Annotated in this window: 15 protein-coding genes; 5 read left to right on the top strand and 10 right to left on the bottom strand. The window is 70.8% G+C overall.

Annotated elements, in window-relative coordinates:
* Nucleotides 1-72: 72 nt before the first annotated feature.
* The 8 genes from pucL to ACZ7L4_RS08695 all read right to left on the bottom strand — a co-directional run bounded on the left by pucL (nucleotide 73) and on the right by ACZ7L4_RS08695 (nucleotide 7,425).
* Nucleotides 73-1,008: a factor-independent urate hydroxylase gene (gene pucL, locus ACZ7L4_RS08730; RefSeq protein WP_472100943.1), complete on the bottom strand. Its 936-nt coding sequence runs from the start codon at nucleotides 1,006-1,008 to the stop codon at nucleotides 73-75.
* Nucleotides 1,009-1,013: 5 nt separating this feature from the next.
* Nucleotides 1,014-1,412, bottom strand: a complete 399-nt coding sequence (gene uraH, locus ACZ7L4_RS08725) for a hydroxyisourate hydrolase (protein ID WP_422472584.1) — start codon at nucleotides 1,410-1,412, stop codon at nucleotides 1,014-1,016.
* A gap of 20 nt (nucleotides 1,413-1,432) precedes the next feature.
* Nucleotides 1,433-1,939, bottom strand: a complete 507-nt coding sequence (gene uraD / locus ACZ7L4_RS08720) for a 2-oxo-4-hydroxy-4-carboxy-5-ureidoimidazoline decarboxylase (RefSeq protein ID WP_385762174.1) — start codon at nucleotides 1,937-1,939, stop codon at nucleotides 1,433-1,435.
* Nucleotides 1,940-2,099: 160 nt separating this feature from the next.
* Nucleotides 2,100-2,411, bottom strand: a complete 312-nt coding sequence (locus ACZ7L4_RS08715; protein ID WP_385762323.1) for a helix-turn-helix domain-containing protein — start codon at nucleotides 2,409-2,411, stop codon at nucleotides 2,100-2,102.
* A gap of 50 nt (nucleotides 2,412-2,461) precedes the next feature.
* A complete protein-coding gene (locus ACZ7L4_RS08710) occupies nucleotides 2,462-2,728 on the bottom strand; it encodes a hypothetical protein (protein WP_385762172.1) in 267 nt (88 codons plus the stop codon).
* Nucleotides 2,729-2,789: 61 nt separating this feature from the next.
* A complete protein-coding gene (locus ACZ7L4_RS08705) occupies nucleotides 2,790-4,397 on the bottom strand; it encodes a type 1 periplasmic-binding domain-containing protein (protein WP_472100941.1) in 1,608 nt (535 codons plus the stop codon).
* A complete protein-coding gene (locus tag ACZ7L4_RS08700) occupies nucleotides 4,394-6,646 on the bottom strand; it encodes a hypothetical protein (protein ID WP_472100939.1) in 2,253 nt (750 codons plus the stop codon). Before ACZ7L4_RS08700 ends, ACZ7L4_RS08705 begins: the two co-directional genes overlap by 4 nt.
* Nucleotides 6,643-7,425, bottom strand: coding sequence for a hypothetical protein (locus ACZ7L4_RS08695; protein WP_472100937.1), 783 nt, complete (start codon nucleotides 7,423-7,425; stop codon nucleotides 6,643-6,645). The genes ACZ7L4_RS08700 and ACZ7L4_RS08695 overlap by 4 nt, the downstream gene beginning before the upstream one ends.
* A gap of 290 nt (nucleotides 7,426-7,715) precedes the next feature.
* Between ACZ7L4_RS08695 and ACZ7L4_RS08690 the strand changes: the two genes are divergently transcribed.
* From ACZ7L4_RS08690 to ACZ7L4_RS08680, 3 genes are all read left to right on the top strand, one after another.
* Nucleotides 7,716-8,552 carry a TIM barrel protein gene (locus ACZ7L4_RS08690; RefSeq protein ID WP_472100935.1) on the top strand — a complete coding sequence of 279 codons (837 nt, stop codon included), beginning with the start codon at nucleotides 7,716-7,718 and terminating at the stop codon, nucleotides 8,550-8,552.
* Nucleotides 8,553-8,616: 64 nt separating this feature from the next.
* Nucleotides 8,617-9,513 (top strand): 2-hydroxy-3-oxopropionate reductase, encoded by an 897-nt coding sequence (locus ACZ7L4_RS08685; protein WP_461778539.1) that lies wholly within the window; start codon nucleotides 8,617-8,619, stop codon nucleotides 9,511-9,513.
* A 221-nt stretch (nucleotides 9,514-9,734) separates the two neighbouring features.
* Complete coding sequence (locus ACZ7L4_RS08680) at nucleotides 9,735-11,192, top strand: catalase (RefSeq protein ID WP_472100933.1); 1,458 nt, start codon at nucleotides 9,735-9,737, stop codon at nucleotides 11,190-11,192.
* A gap of 466 nt (nucleotides 11,193-11,658) precedes the next feature.
* On the opposite strand, the gene ACZ7L4_RS08675 is transcribed toward ACZ7L4_RS08680, so the two are convergent.
* Nucleotides 11,659-12,132, bottom strand: a complete 474-nt coding sequence (locus tag ACZ7L4_RS08675) for a rhodanese-like domain-containing protein (RefSeq protein WP_472100931.1) — start codon at nucleotides 12,130-12,132, stop codon at nucleotides 11,659-11,661.
* A gap of 94 nt (nucleotides 12,133-12,226) precedes the next feature.
* Between ACZ7L4_RS08675 and ACZ7L4_RS08670 the strand changes: the two genes are divergently transcribed.
* Nucleotides 12,227-12,709, top strand: a complete 483-nt coding sequence (locus ACZ7L4_RS08670; RefSeq protein ID WP_472100929.1) for an Lrp/AsnC family transcriptional regulator — start codon at nucleotides 12,227-12,229, stop codon at nucleotides 12,707-12,709.
* Between the two features lie 660 nt (nucleotides 12,710-13,369).
* On the opposite strand, the gene gcl is transcribed toward ACZ7L4_RS08670, so the two are convergent.
* Nucleotides 13,370-15,157 (bottom strand): glyoxylate carboligase, encoded by a 1,788-nt coding sequence (gcl, locus tag ACZ7L4_RS08665; protein ID WP_472100927.1) that lies wholly within the window; start codon nucleotides 15,155-15,157, stop codon nucleotides 13,370-13,372.
* A 255-nt stretch (nucleotides 15,158-15,412) separates the two neighbouring features.
* Between gcl and ACZ7L4_RS08660 the strand changes: the two genes are divergently transcribed.
* Nucleotides 15,413-16,105, top strand: coding sequence for a hypothetical protein (locus tag ACZ7L4_RS08660; protein ID WP_450811805.1), 693 nt, complete (start codon nucleotides 15,413-15,415; stop codon nucleotides 16,103-16,105).
* Nucleotides 16,106-16,140: the final 35 nt, after the last annotated feature.

Here is a 16,140-nt window from a genome sequence, read left to right as displayed (position 1 = left end):
TCCGGGTGCTGCGCGCCCCCGCCGACTGCGGGTGGACGGGGGCACGCTGCCGCGTCAACTACGCCTGAGGCGTCAGAGGTTGGTCATGTCGACCGGGATGCGCTGGTCCGCGCCGTCCCTGAGGATGGTGGCCTCGATCAGGCCGTAGGGGCGGTCGGCGGCCCAGTACACGGCGCCGTCCTTCGCCTCGTTCTCCAGGCCGAAGGCCGAGAGGTCCTGCCGGAAGTGGTGCTTGTTCGGCGCGGAGAAGCGGATCTCGTCAATCTCGCTGCGGTTGTTGATGACGCGCGAACCCATCTGGAAGAGGGTCTGCTGCAGCGAGAGGGAGTACGTCTCGACGAAGGCCTGGAGGATGTGCTTCTTCGACTGCTCGTACGACTTGTTCCAGTTGGGCGTGCGCTCGTCGTTCTCGCCCGTCCAGCTGTGCCGCCACCAGGTCGACAGCGACGTCGCGAGGATGCGGTCGTAGTCCTCCTTGAGCGTCGTGTACTTGTCCTTGATGTAGCCCCAGAACTCGGAGTTCGTGGTGTTCATCACGGTCAGGTCCTTGAGCCCGGACAGGACTTCGAACTTCTCGCCGTCGTACGTGACCTGGACGAGGCGGGTCTCCTGGCCCTTGCGGACGAAGGAGTGCTTGACCTCGTCGGCGCCGATGAACTTGGAGCCCGCGTCGGAGCCGGCGATGCGCTCCCAGGAGTACTCCTCGATGCGGATGCGCGCCCGGTGGATGGACGGCTGGCTCTCGACGAAGTGCCGGGCCAGCTCGATCCCGTACTGCTCCGCCGACTCGATGCCGTGTTCCTTGGCGAAGGCGAAGCAGGTGTTCTTGGTGGTGTCCGTCGGCAGGCAGTTGGCGTTCGACCCGGTGAGGTGGACGTCGTCGAGGTCACCGCTGAGGGCGACCGAGACGTTCAGGTCCTTGATGTGGTGGGTGTCGCCGTCCCGCGTGATCTTTACGACTCGGTTCTCGGCCTTGCCGTACTGGTTGTGTCCCAGGATCGTGGGCATGTCTGCTAGCTCCCTCGGTAAACGGAGTAGCCGAACGGGTTGAGCAGCAGCGGCACGTGGTAGTGCTCGCCCGGCTTGACGGCGAACGTGATCGCCACCTCCGGGAAGAACGCTCCGTTCGTGTCGCTGTCCCGATTCGCGGGGGCGTCCTGCTGCGCATCGGCTTGCTTCTTGTCGAAGTACGCCTCGGTCTCGAAGTCGAGGCGTACGTGGGTGGTGCCCTCCGGCAGCGCCGGCAGGTCCTTGCAGCGCCCGTCCGCGTCGGTGGCACTGCCGCCGAGCGCCTGCCACTCGGCGCCCGAACCGGCGCGCGCCGCAAGGGAGATGGCGACGCCCTCGGCGGGGCGTCCGATGCTGGTGTCCAGAATGTGCGTGGACACCGATGCCGTGGTCTCGGTGCTCATCAGGCGTTCGCTTCCTGTTCTTACGGTGCTTCTACGATGCGGGTCAGGCGGATGCGGTTGATCTTGCCCAGTTCGGTGCGGACGATCTCCCGCTCCTGCTCGGCGGTGTGGCCGATCCGGGTCCTGAGCGCATCGAGCATCTGCTCCCCGGTGGCGCCGGTGGCGCAGATGAGGAAGACGTGACCGAACTTGTCCTGGTAGGCCAGGTTGAGCTCGAGCATCTCCTTCTTGAGCTCCTCGGAGGCCCCCGCCATGCCGCGCTGCTCGCGCGAGGACGTCGGGTCGCCCGGCTTCGGGCGGCCGATCGGCGGGTGCCCCGCCATCGCCTCGGCGAGGTCGTCCGCGGTCAGCTCCGCCATCGCGGCGTCACTGGCGGTGAAGAGGGTCTCTGCGGAAGCGAAGGGGCGCTGGGCGAGAAGCTTGCTCCCCCACGCCGATGAAGCACACACCTCATGGAGCTCGGCCTGGGCCGCGCTCTCGTCCGAGGCGTTGAACCGGGAAAGCCCCGGCGTGGAACCTGAAGTCACGGGGTGCCTCCGTGGCCTTGTGCTGGACGGGCTGCAGATAGCTAACGCCCCCGGAAACATCACGTCAACACTTTGTTGAAAACTCGGAGTTACAAAAAACCGCCGTCCGGATATCGGACGGCGGCGGGGAGAGGCGCGACTGGCTCGGTATCGTCCCAGGTCAGGGGGTCTTGTCCCGGTTGAGATAGTTGTACACGGTGAAGCGGGAAACGCCGAGGGCACCGGCCACCGTCTCCACACCGTGACGTACGGAGAACGCTCCGCGGGCCTCCAGGAGGCGTACGACCTCCTGCTTCTGCCGGCGCTCCAGCGCGGACAGCGGCATCCCCTTGGTGCGCTCCATGGCCGCCAGGATGTGGTCGAGCGAATCCGCCAGCTGGGGCAGGCGGACGGCCACGACATCGGCCCCCTGCCACGCCAGCACCACGTCGTCGGGGCCCGCGCCCTCCGGTGGCATCAGCTCCCCGCCCATCGCGTCGACCAGTGGCTTCACCGCCGTGATGAAGGCGTCCCCGGTGTCGTTCACGCGTCGTCACCCTTCCCCTGGGGGTCCCCCACCACGTTGACCTGCAGCGAGATGCGCGTCGCCCCGCTTTCGAGGCTGCTGCGCAGCAGGGCGTCGACCGCGGTCAGGACCGCGTCCGCGCCGCCCTCCGCCGTATTGCCGAACGGCCCCACGTCGACCTCGTCGAGATCGGCCGCCTCGATGACCCGGCGCGCCGCGAGGGCGTGCTCGGGCGCCTCCTCCAGGTCGAAGGGCTCCGTCGTGAACTCCACTCTCAATCGCACGCGTTCAACCTAACCCGCGTGAAGCGGTTACCGGGAGCCACCGCGGGGATCCGGATGGCACTCAGGGCGCGGGGCACCTGCTGCTCGCGCTCTCATAGGTCCGGTAGAGCGGAGATTTGCTCCGGTTCGCCTCCGGGAACGTCACGATGGGTACGGGTTTGCACACGGGCCAGTGCCCCTTCGGCCCCTCCAACTCGTCCGCGAACGTGAAATCGCCCGTGGCGGCGGGGACGCACTGCGCGCACCGATCGGCGGGCGAGCCCTGGCCCAGCTGACGGTTGACGTCGTCCTGGGTGAGGGGCGGGCCGCCATCCTCGTAGGCCTCGTACACCGCCCGGTTCACGGCGGAGAGCGCGTCGTGGAACATCGCGGCGTAGCCGTCGTTGAGCGCGTTCGCCGGCTCGTGCGGAAAGCGGTCCCGGTAGCCGTCCGCGAAGTCCCGGAAGCGCCCGGGCGCCTGCGCGCCGCCCCGCTCCCAGCGGGGCGCGTCCACCGCGGCCGCCGTCACGATCCGGATGTTCATGCTCTCGGCGATCCTGCGGACCTCCGGGGACTCGGTGCCCGGGTCGCGCCCCGTGCTGACCCGCAGAATCCGCAGCGGATCGTCCTTCGGATAGTCGCCGCAGGACGTGGTCAGGCGGACGGAGCGCAGGAACGGCTCCAGGTCCGCGTCGCGGCCCGCGAGGAACACCGTCCTGGTGTCGGCCAGGCACATCGCCTCGACCGCCTGGCCGAAGACGCCCGTCTTGCCCCGCTGCGGCCCCTTCTTGCCCTGGTACCTGCCGATCCGGCCGTCCACCGGGTCGTGGTCGATGCCGTAGTCCGCGCCGAACTCCTCGTAGAAGACATTGCGCAGATTGGAGACGTAGTCGTCGCCCTTCCGGCTGTCGGCGATCATGAAGGCCTTCGCGCGGTTCATGCCGCTCGCGTCCACGTAGCCCTTCAGGGCCTCGGCGAACTGCCGGTTGGAGGGCGAGACCTTGTAGAGGTACGGGTTCTCCATGCCGTTGGCGCTCAGTGCGGCGCTCACCGACGGGATCCGGTGCCCGGCGAGACTCCGCACGGCGTCCAGGGTCCTGCTGTCGCTGTTGGGGAAGCCGATGGCGGCGACGAGGGGCGCGTCCTGGTCCTTGGTCCTGGCCGCCAGTTCGCGGGTCACGGGTGACCAGTGGTTCAGGTACTCGCCCACGTTGGCGAACACGAGCCGGACCGCGGCGTCCTTGGTGGTCGGGCCGTGGTTGTACGTGCGCTGCGCGACGTAGGCGCCCTGCAGCGAGTGCCGGATCAGCTCGGGCGACATCGCAGCCCCCGGGTTCTTCGCGGTGTACGGCATGACGACGGCGACGCTCACCTGCGGCTTCCCGGACCTCCTCGCCGCCGCGTTCTCGCCCGCGATGCGCCCCAGGACGTCCTTCAGCTCCGGGTCCCCCAGAGCCTCGGGCCGCTCCGTCACGCCGACGCACTCGGGGCCCGTCCGCCGCAGCTCGTGGCTGTCGGTGCAGTACCGGCGCTGGTCGAGATACGTGTCGACGCCCCACCACGTGCCACCCCCGAGCAGCGCCCCGACGACCACCCACAGCGCGATCACGTCGATCAGGCCGAAGACCCGGAACCGGAGCCGCCGCGGCAGCCAGGGCCAGTTCCTGCGGTCCGTCCAGCGGCCCCTCATGCCACCCCTCCCCAGCTGCGCTCCAGCGGCCAGTCCTCGCCGTCCCGTACGGCCCGCGGCCAGCGGACCGCGGCCTGGGCGAGGACCGCGCGCCCGGTCAGGTGCTGAGCGGACAGGAACGACAGGTCCTGCCCGATCCGCGCAGCCAGCAGCCGGTCCGCCTCTGCGAGCTCGTCGGCGGAGTACCAGAGGGCGTGCAGCAGCCGGAAGACCGCCTGCTTCTCCAGGCTCGCCTCCGGGTCCGCCCGCAGCTGCGGCCGGTCCCTGCGCCCCTTGCCGATCTCCTGGCACTGCTCGAACCAGAGGTCGCCGGGCGGACGCGGCGCGTGCGCCACCGTCCGCAGCGCCCGCAGCCACTCCAGGGCGTCGCCCTCGGGCCGTACGAACTCCGTGTGCAGCCGGTCGACGACCTCCTGGGTCTCTCCCCCGGCCAGCCGGTGCCACAGGAAGCGGGCCCACTCGTCGCGCCCGGCCCGGCCCGAGCGACCCTCGGCCCGGCGCCTGTGGTGCTGCGCGAGCAGCCCGTGCGCGTCGCCCCAGCCCACGCCGCCCGCGCCGCGCCCGCTGCGCATCTGGTGCACGAGCAGGGCGCGCAGGAAACGGTCCGTGATGAACGGGCGGCTGCCCGGCCCGCGCGACCAGCGCTCCCGTTCCAGCTGGGCGGCGACGCCGTCGGCCGCGGCCAGGTCGTCGATGCGCCGCGGCACCCACCGCTCGGCCAGCTGTTCCGCGGCCTCCCGGTCCCAGGCCAGCGAGAGCAGGCACAGCTCGTCGTGGTTCTCGCTGCCGACGAGGGTGTCGAGCAGCCGCCAGATGACGGACTCACCGGCGCCGCCCGGCTGGTCCAGGTCGAGGAGTTCCTCGGCTGCGACCCACTCCTCGCCGCGCGCCTTGTGCACGACGGCGTCGCACATCCTGCGGGCCCCCATGGGGTGGCCGCGGGTCAGATCGTGCAGCGCCGTCGCGATGTACGGGTCGAAGGTGACCCGCTCGTCGCTGCGGAGCATGCGCTCGACGTGTTCCGTGTCGAGCTGCGGCAGCGGCAGGAGCAGCACCCCCTCGGACGGCTCCGCGCTGTCGCGGCTCCAGCGGGTGCGCGCGCCGACCTCCTGGAGCGGCTGGCGGGTGGCCCGCTGGTACGGGGCGGTCTCCTGCTCCTCCTCCGGCGTCTCATCGTCGTCGTCCGCGTCGCCGCGCAGCTCCGTGGCGAGCACCACGAGCGGGTCGCGGGCGCCCCGCTCCTGCAACGCGCGCTGTTCCAGGAGGAGTTCGAGGAAGTCGCGGCCGGGGTCGGTGTGCACGTTGTCGAGCAGGATCAGCGGCCGCGGGGCCCGGTTGCCGCGCCGCAGCCTGCCGTAGCGCACGTCCCGGAGGAACGCGGCCGTCAGCATGCGTTCGACGCCGCGCCGGAAGCCCCGGCCCTGGTGGAACTCCTGGCAGAGCCGGGCCACGGCTCGCGCGCGCTGCGCCGCCGGTACCCGGGGCGGCTCGGCGGCCGCGTCGGGCGGCATCCCGCGCAGCCGGTTGTCGCTCTCGCTGCGGTGGCTCTCGTACCAGCTGACGAGGCCGCGGGCGCCGAGGCCGCGGGTGCGGCGGCGGTACTGCCGGGCGAGGTACGTGCGCACGGCCGCCTCGGGGAACTCGGCCGGGTCGGGCGAGCCGCCGTCCGCGGGCGCGGGCAGCGCGGAGCGGAACAGCGCGTCCCAGGTGGGCGGGGGTTCGCCGGCCGGCCAGGGGCCCATCAGGGCGGCGGCGTGCCGGTCGGCGACGGCCAGCTCGTCGTCGATGCCGGGGCGCCTGGCCGAGATCACGGCGAGCAGTCCCGCCGTGGTCCGCGGAAAGCGCAGGCGTCCGAACCCGGCGACGGGGAGGGAGAGCTGGCGGGCCAGTTCGACCAGCACCTCGACGACGTACGAGTTGTTGGCGATCTCGGGGCCGACCCTGGCCCGCTCCTCCAGATCGGTGCAGTTGATCCGGGCGAAGGGCACGCGCGGCCCGGGCCAGGGTCCTGTGTCGGGGGCGTAGGCGCGCTGGAGGTCGTTGAGCATGGCGCTCTTGCCGGTGCCGTGCCGCCCGCTGAGCAGGACGACGGGCAGGTCCTCGGCGAACTCCCGGCGGCGGTGCCTGCGATGGCGCTCGCGTTCCAGGCCGACGAGGCGCGGCACCAGCTGGCTCAGGAGCGGCTGGCGCGCGTACACCTCGGGTATCTGGTCCTCGGATTCGGCCGCGGGTCCCCCGTGGTCCGTCATGGCAGCCTCAGCGTCTGCCGGACGAAGTCGGCGAGGAAGCCGACCACCACCTCCTTGCCGACCCCGACGCCCTGGCTCTGCAGCACGCCCGGGACGCGCTCCATGAAGCGCCGCACCAGGCCCTCGTCGGGCCGGCCGCCGCGGTCGATGGTCTCGGTCAGCTCGTCGGCGAGCGCGCGCACCTGATGCAGCTCGCTGTCGCTCTCGGTCGCCTCCGGCAGGGAGGCCTGGACGAGCTGGGCCAGCTGCTCGTACGAGATCACCACGCCCTCGCCCTGTTCCGCCGGGCTGACGTGGACGGGCGCGGGCAGGTCCAGGTGGTTCCTGGCGAACTCCAGGTCCTCCAGGAGGAGCTGGCGGCCGCAGTAGAAGGCCTCGCTCGCCCACAGGAAGTTCTCGGGGTGCGAATCCTCGCCGCTGCGGTGCTGGCCGGCCCGGTCCCAGTACGCGAACAGGGCCGCCTTGGCGTAGCGGCGCCTGGCCTCCCGGTCGGCGTACGCCTCGTCCCAGACGGCGACCTCGGCGAGCCCGGCGGCGGTGGGACTGACCAGCGGCGGGTCGGCGCCCGAGTCGTTGTGCTCGGTGAGCCAGCCGAGTGCGCCGAGGCGCCCCACGGCGTCGGCGACCAGGTCCACGCTGCACCGCTCGTGCGGCGCGAAGTCGGCGCTGGCCACGCGGCTCGCCCCGCCCGTACCCGTCTGCTCGACGAGCCAGCGCAAGAACCGCGCCGAGGCGGCCCCCGTCTCGTCGTAGACCGGCGAAAGGCCGTTCGTCGGCACTGACCGGGATCCGCCCATCTCCCCCAACTCCCGTGACCGGCAACGGGCGTTCACCTTCCCCGAACTTCAAGGTCGAACACGTGTCACGAGCCGGTTTCTCGCGGGCCGGGCCGGGGCGCGGGCGCGGCGAATTTCGACGCCCCCTCTTGACAGCCAGGAACCCTTGCAGGCAATCTTCCATCAAGTAGAAACGAACTTCCGCAATACGGAAGCAGCCGAACGGGGCATTCGCGCCCGAACCCCGAACGGCAGCCGTGCGGAACACGAACCAGAAGGGAGCGCCGACCCTGATGGGCTTCACAGACCAGCGCTTCAACGTCAACCTGTCGATCCTCTTCACCGAGCTCCCGCTCCTGGAGCGCCCCGCGGCCGCCGCCGCGGCGGGCTTCACCGCGGTCGAGCTGTGGTGGCCGTGGGTCGACGCCCCCACCCCCGAGAAGTCCGAGCTCGACGCCCTGCGTTCCGCGATCAAGGACGCGGGCGTCCAGCTCACCGGCCTGAACTTCTACGCGGGCCAGCTGCCGGGCCCGGACCGGGGCGCCCTGTCGATCCCCGGCGAGGAGAGCGAGAAGTTCCGCGCGAACATCGACGTCGCGGCCGACTTCGCGCAGTCCCTCGGCTGCAAGGCGCTCAACGCGCTGTACGGCAACCGCGTCGACGGCGCCACGGAGCAGGAGCAGGACGAGCTCGCCCTGGAGAACCTGGTGCTCGCGGCCCGCGCGGCCGACCGCGTCGGCGCCGTGCTGCTGATCGAGGCGCTGAACGCGCCGGAGTCGCCGAAGTGCCCGATCGTGAGCGCCCCCAAGGCGATCGAGATCGTGGACAAGGTGAACGCGGCGACCGGCCTCGGCAACGCCAAGTTCCTGATGGACCTGTACCACCTGTCCATGAACGGCGAGGACCTGCAGGCGGTCATCAGCTCGTACACCGACAAGACGGCGCACGTGCAGATCGCCGACAACCCGGGCCGCGGCGCCCCCGGCACCGGCTCGCTGCCGCTGGAAGACCTGCTCGACCAGCTGAAGAAGGCCGGCTACGAGGGCTACGTGGGCCTGGAGTACAAGCCGGGCGACGCCCCGAGCGCCGAGGCCTTCGACTGGCTGCCGCGCGAGCACCGCGCGGCCTGAGCGCGCGGCGACCTTTCGGCAGACGCCAACTCATCGACGTAACAAGGCATTTGGAGTCACCCTCATGAGCAACAACCTCCCCAAGGTCGCGTGGATCGGTCTCGGCATCATGGGCTCGCCCATGTCGGAGAACCTGATCAAGGCCGGCTACGACGTCACGGGCTTCACCCTGGAGCAGGACAAGCTGGACCGCCTCACGGCCGCCGGCGGCACCGCCGCGAAGTCGATCGCCGAGGCCGTCAAGGACGCCGACGTCGTCGTGACGATGGTTCCGGCCTCCCCGCAGGTCGAGGCCATCGCCTACGGCCCGGACGGCATCCTGGAGAACGCGAAGTCGGGCGCCCTGCTCGTCGACATGTCCTCGATCACCCCGCAGACCTCGGTCGACCTCGCGAAGGCCGCCAAGGACAAGGGCATCCGCGTCCTGGACGCCCCCGTCTCCGGTGGCGAGGCCGGCGCGATCGAGGCCGTCCTGTCCATCATGGTCGGCGGTGAGCAGGCCGAGTTCGACGAGGCCAAGCCGCTGCTCGACGCGCTGGGCAAGACCATCGTGCTGTGCGGTCCGCACGGCTCGGGCCAGACCGTGAAGGCCGCCAACCAGCTGATCGTCGCCGTGAACATCCAGGCGTGCGCCGAGGCCGTGGTCTTCCTGGAGAAGTCCGGCGTCGACCTGAAGGCGGCCCTGGACGTCCTCAACGGCGGCCTCGCCGGCTCCACCGTGCTGACGCGGAAGAAGGACAACTTCCTGAACCGGGACTTCAAGCCGGGCTTCCGCATCGACCTGCACCACAAGGACATGGGCATCGTCACCGACGCCGCCCGCAATGTCGGTGCCGCGCTGCCCGTCGGCGCCACGGTCGCCCAGCTGGTCGCCTCGCTGCGCGCCCAGGGCGACGGCGGCCTCGACCACTCGGCGCTGCTGCGCGCGGTCGAGCGCCTCTCGGGCGACCAGCCCAAGTAGGACCGGCCTGAGGCAACACCCCCGAGACTTCCGGGCCGTGGCGGCGCTGACACCTGTCCTGTCGCGCCCAGGCGCCGCCGCGGCCCGGAACCCTTATTCGCATACCCATAACTTCAACAAACTGTTGACGTAGCTGTTCAGGGGTCCTTACGCTCCACACCATCGCCCCCGTAAACCGCTCTCATCGTCAGCAGCCACTGCACGGAAGGTCGCCTCGAACAATGCCGAAGCGTGTGCTCACCACAGAGTCCGGCGCCCCTGTCGCCGACAACCAGAACTCCGCCACCGCAGGCGTCGGCGGCCCGATCCTGCTCCAGGACCAGCACCTCCTGGAGAAGCTCGCCCGCTTCAACCGCGAGCGCATCCCGGAGCGCGTGGTGCACGCCCGTGGCTCCGGCGCGTACGGCTACTTCGAGGTGACGGACGACGTCACCGACTACACGTACGCCGACTTCCTGAACTCGGTCGGCAAGCGCACCGAGGTCTTCCTGCGCTTCTCGACCGTCGCCGACAACCTCGGTGGCGCGGACGCGGTCCGCGACCCGCGCGGCTTCGCGCTCAAGTTCTACACCGAGGAGGGCAATTACGACCTCGTCGGCAACAACACCCCGGTCTTCTTCATCAAGGACCCGCTGAAGTTCCCCGACTTCATCCACTCCCAGAAGCGCGACCCGTTCACGGGCAAGCAGGAGCCGGAGAACGTCTGGGACTTCTGGGCGCACGCCCCCGAGGCGACGCACCAGATCACCTGGCTGATGGGTGACCGCGGCATCCCGGCGTCCTACCGCCACATGAACGGCTACGGTTCGCACACCTACCAGTGGACGAACGACAAGGGCGAGGCCTTCTTCGTCAAGTACCACTTCAAGACGAACCAGGGCATCCGCTCGCTCTCGTCCGACCAGGCCGCGGAGATCGCGGGCAAGGACCCGAACTCGCACCAGACGGACCTGCTGCAGGCCATCGAGCGCGGCGTGAACCCGTCCTGGACCGTGTACGTCCAGCTGATGCCGGCCGCCGAGGCCGCGGACTACCGCTTCAACCCGTTCGACCTCACCAAGGTGTGGCCGCACAAGGACTACCCGCTGCAGCGCGTGGGCCGCCTGGTCCTGGACCGCAACCCCGAGAACGTCTTCGCCGAGGTCGAGCAGGCCGCCTTCTCCCCGAACAACTTCGTTCCGGGCATCGGCCCCTCCCCCGACAAGATGCTGCAGGGCCGCCTGTTCGCCTACGCGGACGCGCACCGCTACCGCCTGGGCGTCAACCACACCCAGCTCGCGGTGAACGCGCCCAAGGCGACGGACGCCGACAACTACGGCCGCGACGGCGCCATGGCCACCAACGCCTACGGCCGCGCCCGCAAGAACTACGAGCCGAACTCCTTCGACGGCCCCGTCGAGACCGGCCGCCCGCTGGCCGCGCCGCTCGCGATCCACGGCCACACCGGCACGCACGAGGCCCCGGCCCACACGAAGGACGACGACTTCTTCCAGGCGGGCGAGCTGTACCGCCTGATGTCCGAGGACGAGAAGGGACGCCTGGTCGCGAACATCGCGGGCGGTCTCTCCCAGGTCTCGCGCGACGACATCGTGGAGAAGAACCTGGCCCACTTCCACGCCGCCGACGCCGACTACGGCAAGCGCGTGGAGGAGGCGGTCCGCGCCCTGCGCGAGGACTGAGCCTCCTGCTGGACTGCGTACGGGGACGGCGGGAGGTCGCCCCGTACGCAAGAGCCCGCGCCTTCCGCACGACCCGGATGAGGGGTGGTCGTGCCGGAGGGACGCGGGAGGACGAGGACCGCGGCGGCTTGTGCAGCGTACGAGCCAGTGCGGTGGTGAAGGTTCGCCGCTCCTCTCTCGACCTGAGGGAGAGGAGACGGAGAACCGTCGTACGTCGGCCGCCGCGGTCCCAGCCAATTCCCCGACGGGGCCCGCCCGTTGGGGTTTCCTCGGCTCACGTCGAGGTCGGCCCCCATTGAGGGCTTCTTCGGTCTCCGTCCGGTGGCGCGCATGCATGTTTCGCCAGTCGCGCGCCGTCGGGCGGCAACAACTCTCCTCCCACCGATGCCAGAGCCCCGGATACGACGGTCCGTGTCCGGGGCTCTTCGGTGTCTTCTCGGTGTCTCTTCGGTGTCCCTGTGAGCCGCTAGCAGGCGCAGTGGACGGACCCGATCGGCGCCGTCAACGGGTCGGCGGCCCGCTGCTCGACGCCGTTCGCCGCCTCGACGGGGAGCCCTTCGCGGATCCAGTACTCGATGCCGCCGATCATCTCCTTGACGCGGTAGCCGAGTTGGGCGAGGGCGAGCGCCGCGCGGGTCGCGCCGTCGCAGCCGGGCCCCCAGCAGTACGTGACGACCGGCACCGCCGGATCCAGCAGGCTCGCTGCGCGCTCCGATATCTCGGCGGTGGGCAGGTGCAGCGCGCCCGGCACGTGCGCCTGCGCCCACGCGGCGTCTCCCCGGGAGTCGACGAGCACGAAGCCCGGGTCGCCGGACTCCAGCGAGGCATGGACGTCGGACACGTCGGCCTGGAAGGCGAGGCGTGCGCTGAAGAAGGCGGCGGCCTCGGCGGGTGCCGCCGGCGGCACCCGGAGGGCGGCGCTGATCTGCGTCGTGTTCATGCCCTGAACGCTATGGCCCGCACCCCCTCCCCCAGAACCCACGATCCCCGGCCCTCCACCCCTTTCACCGTGAACTCCGTGGTATTCATCTCCCATGCCCGCCGATTCCCTTGACGCCACCGACCTGCGCCTCCTGGAAGCCCTGCAGCGCAACGGGCGGGCCAGCTATGCGGAGCTGGCCCGCGCCGTCTCGATGTCACCGAGCGCCGTCACGGAGCGGGTCCGGCGGCTGGAGGAGAGCGAGGTCGTCACCGGCTACGCCGCCGTGGTGAGCCCCGAGGCCCTGGGGCTCGACATCCTCGCCTTCGTCCGCCTGCGCTACCCCACGGGCAACTACAAGCCGTTCCACGACCTGCTCGACACCACACCCGAGATCGTGGAGGCCCACCACGTGACGGGCGAGGACTGCTTCGTCCTCAAGGTCGTGGCCCGCTCGATGCGCGCCCTGGAACACACGACGGGCCGCATCGCGACACTGGGCTCGGTCACGACGAGCATCGTCTACTCCAGCCCACTCCCCGGCCGCTCAATCACATCAGCGGCGTCCCAGACTCCACCGACCGCCCCGGACAACTGACCCTCGACCACGCGGTGAGCGCGGCATCGGGCGTGTGAGGCGCTGCAGGCCGCCGGCCGGGCCTCGGGGGCGCGCAAGGGTCAGGGCGGGCGGCGGCCCCTGCAGGGCCCCGGCGCCGCGCCAGGGACCCAGGGGCGATGCCCCGGCGCCACGTCACGAGCCCACGGGCGGCTCCCCGGCACCGCGTCACGAGCCCAGGGGCGATGCCCCGGTGCCACCCGCCCCGGGGAGCCGAAGCCCCCGGAGGGGGCGGGCGGGTGGGAGATGAGCGGGCGACGACGCACCCGCTGAAGGCCCCTCGCCGCGCGCACAGAACGTGAGGCGCCACCCCGGCAGAACTCCCGGCACCGCGCCACGAACCCACGGGCGGCACCCCGGCACCGCGCCACCAGCCCACGGGCGACACCCGGCACCACCCGCCCCGGGGAGCCGAAGCCCCCGGAGGGGGCGGGCGGGTGGGAGATGAGCGGGCGACGGCTCAGTCGTTCAAGGGCCGTGCCGCGCGCGCAGGGCGTGGGGCGGCGGTCCCGGCGAAAGCCCCCGTTCCGCGCGCCTCACGCCCAGCCCGCCCGCCGGGCCCGCGCAACCACCCACCCGTACGACCAAAGGGCGGGCCCCCGGTTCGTGTGAACCGGGGGCCCGCCCTGGGAGACGTGCGGGTCAGACCTTCAGGGGGCGGATGGCCGTCGGGGCGTGGCCCGGCTCCGTCGCGACCTCCTCGAACTCCTTCACCGCGCTGATGTCCGCGGTGGGGCTCATGGAGATGTTCGTGATGCGCTCCAGGATCGCCTCCACGACGACCGGCACCCGGTGCTCCTGCGCGAGCTTCTTCGCCTGCTCGAACGCGTTGCCCAGCTCGTTCGGGTCCGTCACGCGGATCGCCTTGCAGCCCAGGCCCTCGGCGACCTTGACGTGGTCGACGCCATAGACGCCCAGCTCGGGGCTGTTCTGGTTCTCGAACTCCAGGTTGACCTGGAAGTTGATGTCCAGGCCGATCTGGGCCTGGCGGATCAGCCCCAGGTACGCGTTGTTCACCAGGACGTGGACGTACGGGATCCGGTGCTGCGCACCGACCGCCAGCTCCTCGATCATGAACTGGAAGTCGTAGTCCCCGGAGAGGGCGACGACCTGCGCGTCCGGGTCCGCCTTGGAGACGCCGAGCGCCGCCGGGATCGTCCAGCCGAGCGGTCCCGCCTGGCCGCAGTTGATCCAGTGCCGCGGCTTGTAGACGTGCAGCATCTGCGCACCGGCGATCTGCGACAGGCCGATCGTGGTGACGTACCGCGTGTCCCTGCCGAACGCCTTGTTCATCTCCTCGTAGACGCGCTGCGGCTTCATGGGGATGTCGTCGAAGTGCGTACGGCGCTGGAGGGTCTCCTTGCGCTCCAGGTGCGAGGCGACCCACGCGGAGCGGTCCGGCAGCTTGCCCGCGGCCTTCAGCTCCTTGGCGACCTCGACGAACAGCTCGAGCGCCGACTTGGCGTCGGAGGTGATCCCGTAGTCCGGCGCGAAGATCTTGCCGATCTGCGTCGGCTCGATGTCGACGTGCACGAACTTGCGCTCGCCCTGGTAGACGTCGAGCTTGTACCCGGTGTGGCGGTTGGCCCACCGGTTGCCGATGCCGAGGACGAAGTCCGACTCCAGGAACGTGGCGTTGCCGTACCGGTGACCGGTCTGCTGGCCGACCATGCCCGCGTTCAGCTCGTGGTCGTCGGGGATCGTGCCCCAGCCCATCAGCGTAGGAATGACAGGCGTGTTGGTGACCTCGGCGAACTCGACGAGCAGGTCGCTCGCGTCCGCGTTGATGATGCCGCCGCCCGCGACGATCAGCGGCCGCTCGGACTCGACGAGGAGCTTGATCGCCTTCTCGATCTGGGCGCGGCTCGCGGCCGGCTTGTAGACCGGCAGCGGCTCGTACGTCTCCGGGTCGAACTCGATCTCCGTCTGCTGGACGTCGATCGGCAGGTCGATGAGGACCGGGCCCGGGCGGCCCGAGCGCATCAGGTGGAAGGCCTGCTGGAAGATGCCCGGGACCTGCGCGGCCTCCAGGACCGTCACCGCCATCTTCGCGACCGGCTTGGCGATCGTGGCGATGTCGACGGCCTGGAAGTCCTCCTTGTGGAGGAGGTGGCTGGGGGCCTGGCCCGTGATGCACAGGATCGGGATCGAGTCCCCGGTCGCGGAGTACAGGCCGGTGATCATGTCGGTCCCGGCGGGACCCGAAGTGCCGATGCAGACACCGATGTTGCCCGGGTTGGCCCGGGTGTAGCCCTCGGCCATGTGCGAGGCGCCCTCGACGTGGCGGGCGAGCGTGTGGTCGATGCCACCGCTCTCCTTGAGGTCCTTGTAGAAGGGGTTGATGGCGGCACCGGGCACGCCGAACGCGTTCGTGACGCCCTCGCGCTTGAGGATCTCAACGGCCGCGCGGGCGGCGGTCATTCGAGCCATGAGTGCTCCCGACTCCTGCTGTGACTGCGTACATCTGTACGTCTGTACGACTACGGCTGTGGCTGTCGGATTCGCGCTCCCGTCGCGCCCCGCGGCGAGCTCTGAATTCCGTCACCCAGTTTCCACTATTTCCGTAATGTGGAAACTAGGTTCTGCTATATGGAAGCAATGTAGAGGGGCGCTTTGGAGGCCGTCAAGGTGGATGATGAGACTGACGTCGATCCGTTCCCGGGGCAGGACCGAGGGGGAGTTGCCATGGCCGAGCCCACCCACCTGCGCTGCCCCACCTGCCGGCGCGAGCATCTGTACGCGCCCCAGGCCCTGCCCTGCGCCTGTGGCGCGCCCGTCGCGCCCCCGATGGTGCGCGGTGCCAGCCCCGTCCCCGTCTCCGAGCGCACCTGGGACGACGACTGGGTGACGCTGCGCTGCCCCATGTGCGGGCGGCACGACCGCTGGCCCCGTCCCGAGCTGGGCTGCGCCTGCGGCTCGGTGCTGCGCGTCCCGGTCCACGACGACCAGGCACCCGCGCCCGCCCACATCCCGCTGCCCCGCACGGCCGCGCCGCCGCGCCCCGCGTTCCAGCCCGTCGCCATCCGCACCGCGCGCGACGCCGTGACGGCCGTGGCGCTCTATCTGCGCTGGCTCGGCTACGACGACGTGCGCCGGGCCGACCAGCGCCCGCCCTCCGGCATCGGGCTCGCGGCGAGCGGGGTCGTCGCCCAGGTCGAGCCGTCGGTGCGGCCCGCGACGCTGCGCGACGTGGAGTGCCTGTGGCTCCAGTCGATGACGGAGTCCGCGGCCTGCGCCTACTTCTCGCTGGCGGGTTACGCGGACGAGGCCAGCACCCGCGCCGACGCCCTCGGCGTCCCGCTCTTCGTCCTCGACCTGGCCGGGGTCCCGCAGCCGGTGAACAGCCCGGCGGACGAACTGATCGCGGGCGGAGCGTAGAACAGGCCGCACCGCGTGACGGGGAGCGGCGCGTA

This window comes from Streptomyces sp. NPDC107575, assembly GCF_055657265.1.
Note: the sequence above shows the minus strand (reverse complement) of the source record. Positions and strands in the feature narration are given on the sequence as shown.

Coding starts and splice junctions, on each gene's coding strand:
- pucL (WP_472100943.1), bottom strand. CDS start 1,008: ATGCCCACGATCCTGGGACACAACCAGTACGGCAAGGCCGAGAACCGA.
- ACZ7L4_RS08685 (WP_461778539.1), top strand. CDS start 8,617: ATGAGCAACAACCTCCCCAAGGTCGCGTGGATCGGTCTCGGCATCATG.
- ACZ7L4_RS08690 (WP_472100935.1), top strand. CDS start 7,716: ATGGGCTTCACAGACCAGCGCTTCAACGTCAACCTGTCGATCCTCTTC.
- gcl (WP_472100927.1), bottom strand. CDS start 15,157: ATGGCTCGAATGACCGCCGCCCGCGCGGCCGTTGAGATCCTCAAGCGC.
- ACZ7L4_RS08670 (WP_472100929.1), top strand. CDS start 12,227: ATGCCCGCCGATTCCCTTGACGCCACCGACCTGCGCCTCCTGGAAGCC.
- uraH (WP_422472584.1), bottom strand. CDS start 1,412: ATGAGCACCGAGACCACGGCATCGGTGTCCACGCACATTCTGGACACC.
- ACZ7L4_RS08705 (WP_472100941.1), bottom strand. CDS start 4,397: ATGAGGGGCCGCTGGACGGACCGCAGGAACTGGCCCTGGCTGCCGCGG.
- ACZ7L4_RS08675 (WP_472100931.1), bottom strand. CDS start 12,132: ATGAACACGACGCAGATCAGCGCCGCCCTCCGGGTGCCGCCGGCGGCA.
- ACZ7L4_RS08715 (WP_385762323.1), bottom strand. CDS start 2,411: ATGGGCGGGGAGCTGATGCCACCGGAGGGCGCGGGCCCCGACGACGTG.
- ACZ7L4_RS08660 (WP_450811805.1), top strand. CDS start 15,413: ATGGCCGAGCCCACCCACCTGCGCTGCCCCACCTGCCGGCGCGAGCAT.
- ACZ7L4_RS08680 (WP_472100933.1), top strand. CDS start 9,735: ATGCCGAAGCGTGTGCTCACCACAGAGTCCGGCGCCCCTGTCGCCGAC.
- ACZ7L4_RS08700 (WP_472100939.1), bottom strand. CDS start 6,646: ATGACGGACCACGGGGGACCCGCGGCCGAATCCGAGGACCAGATACCC.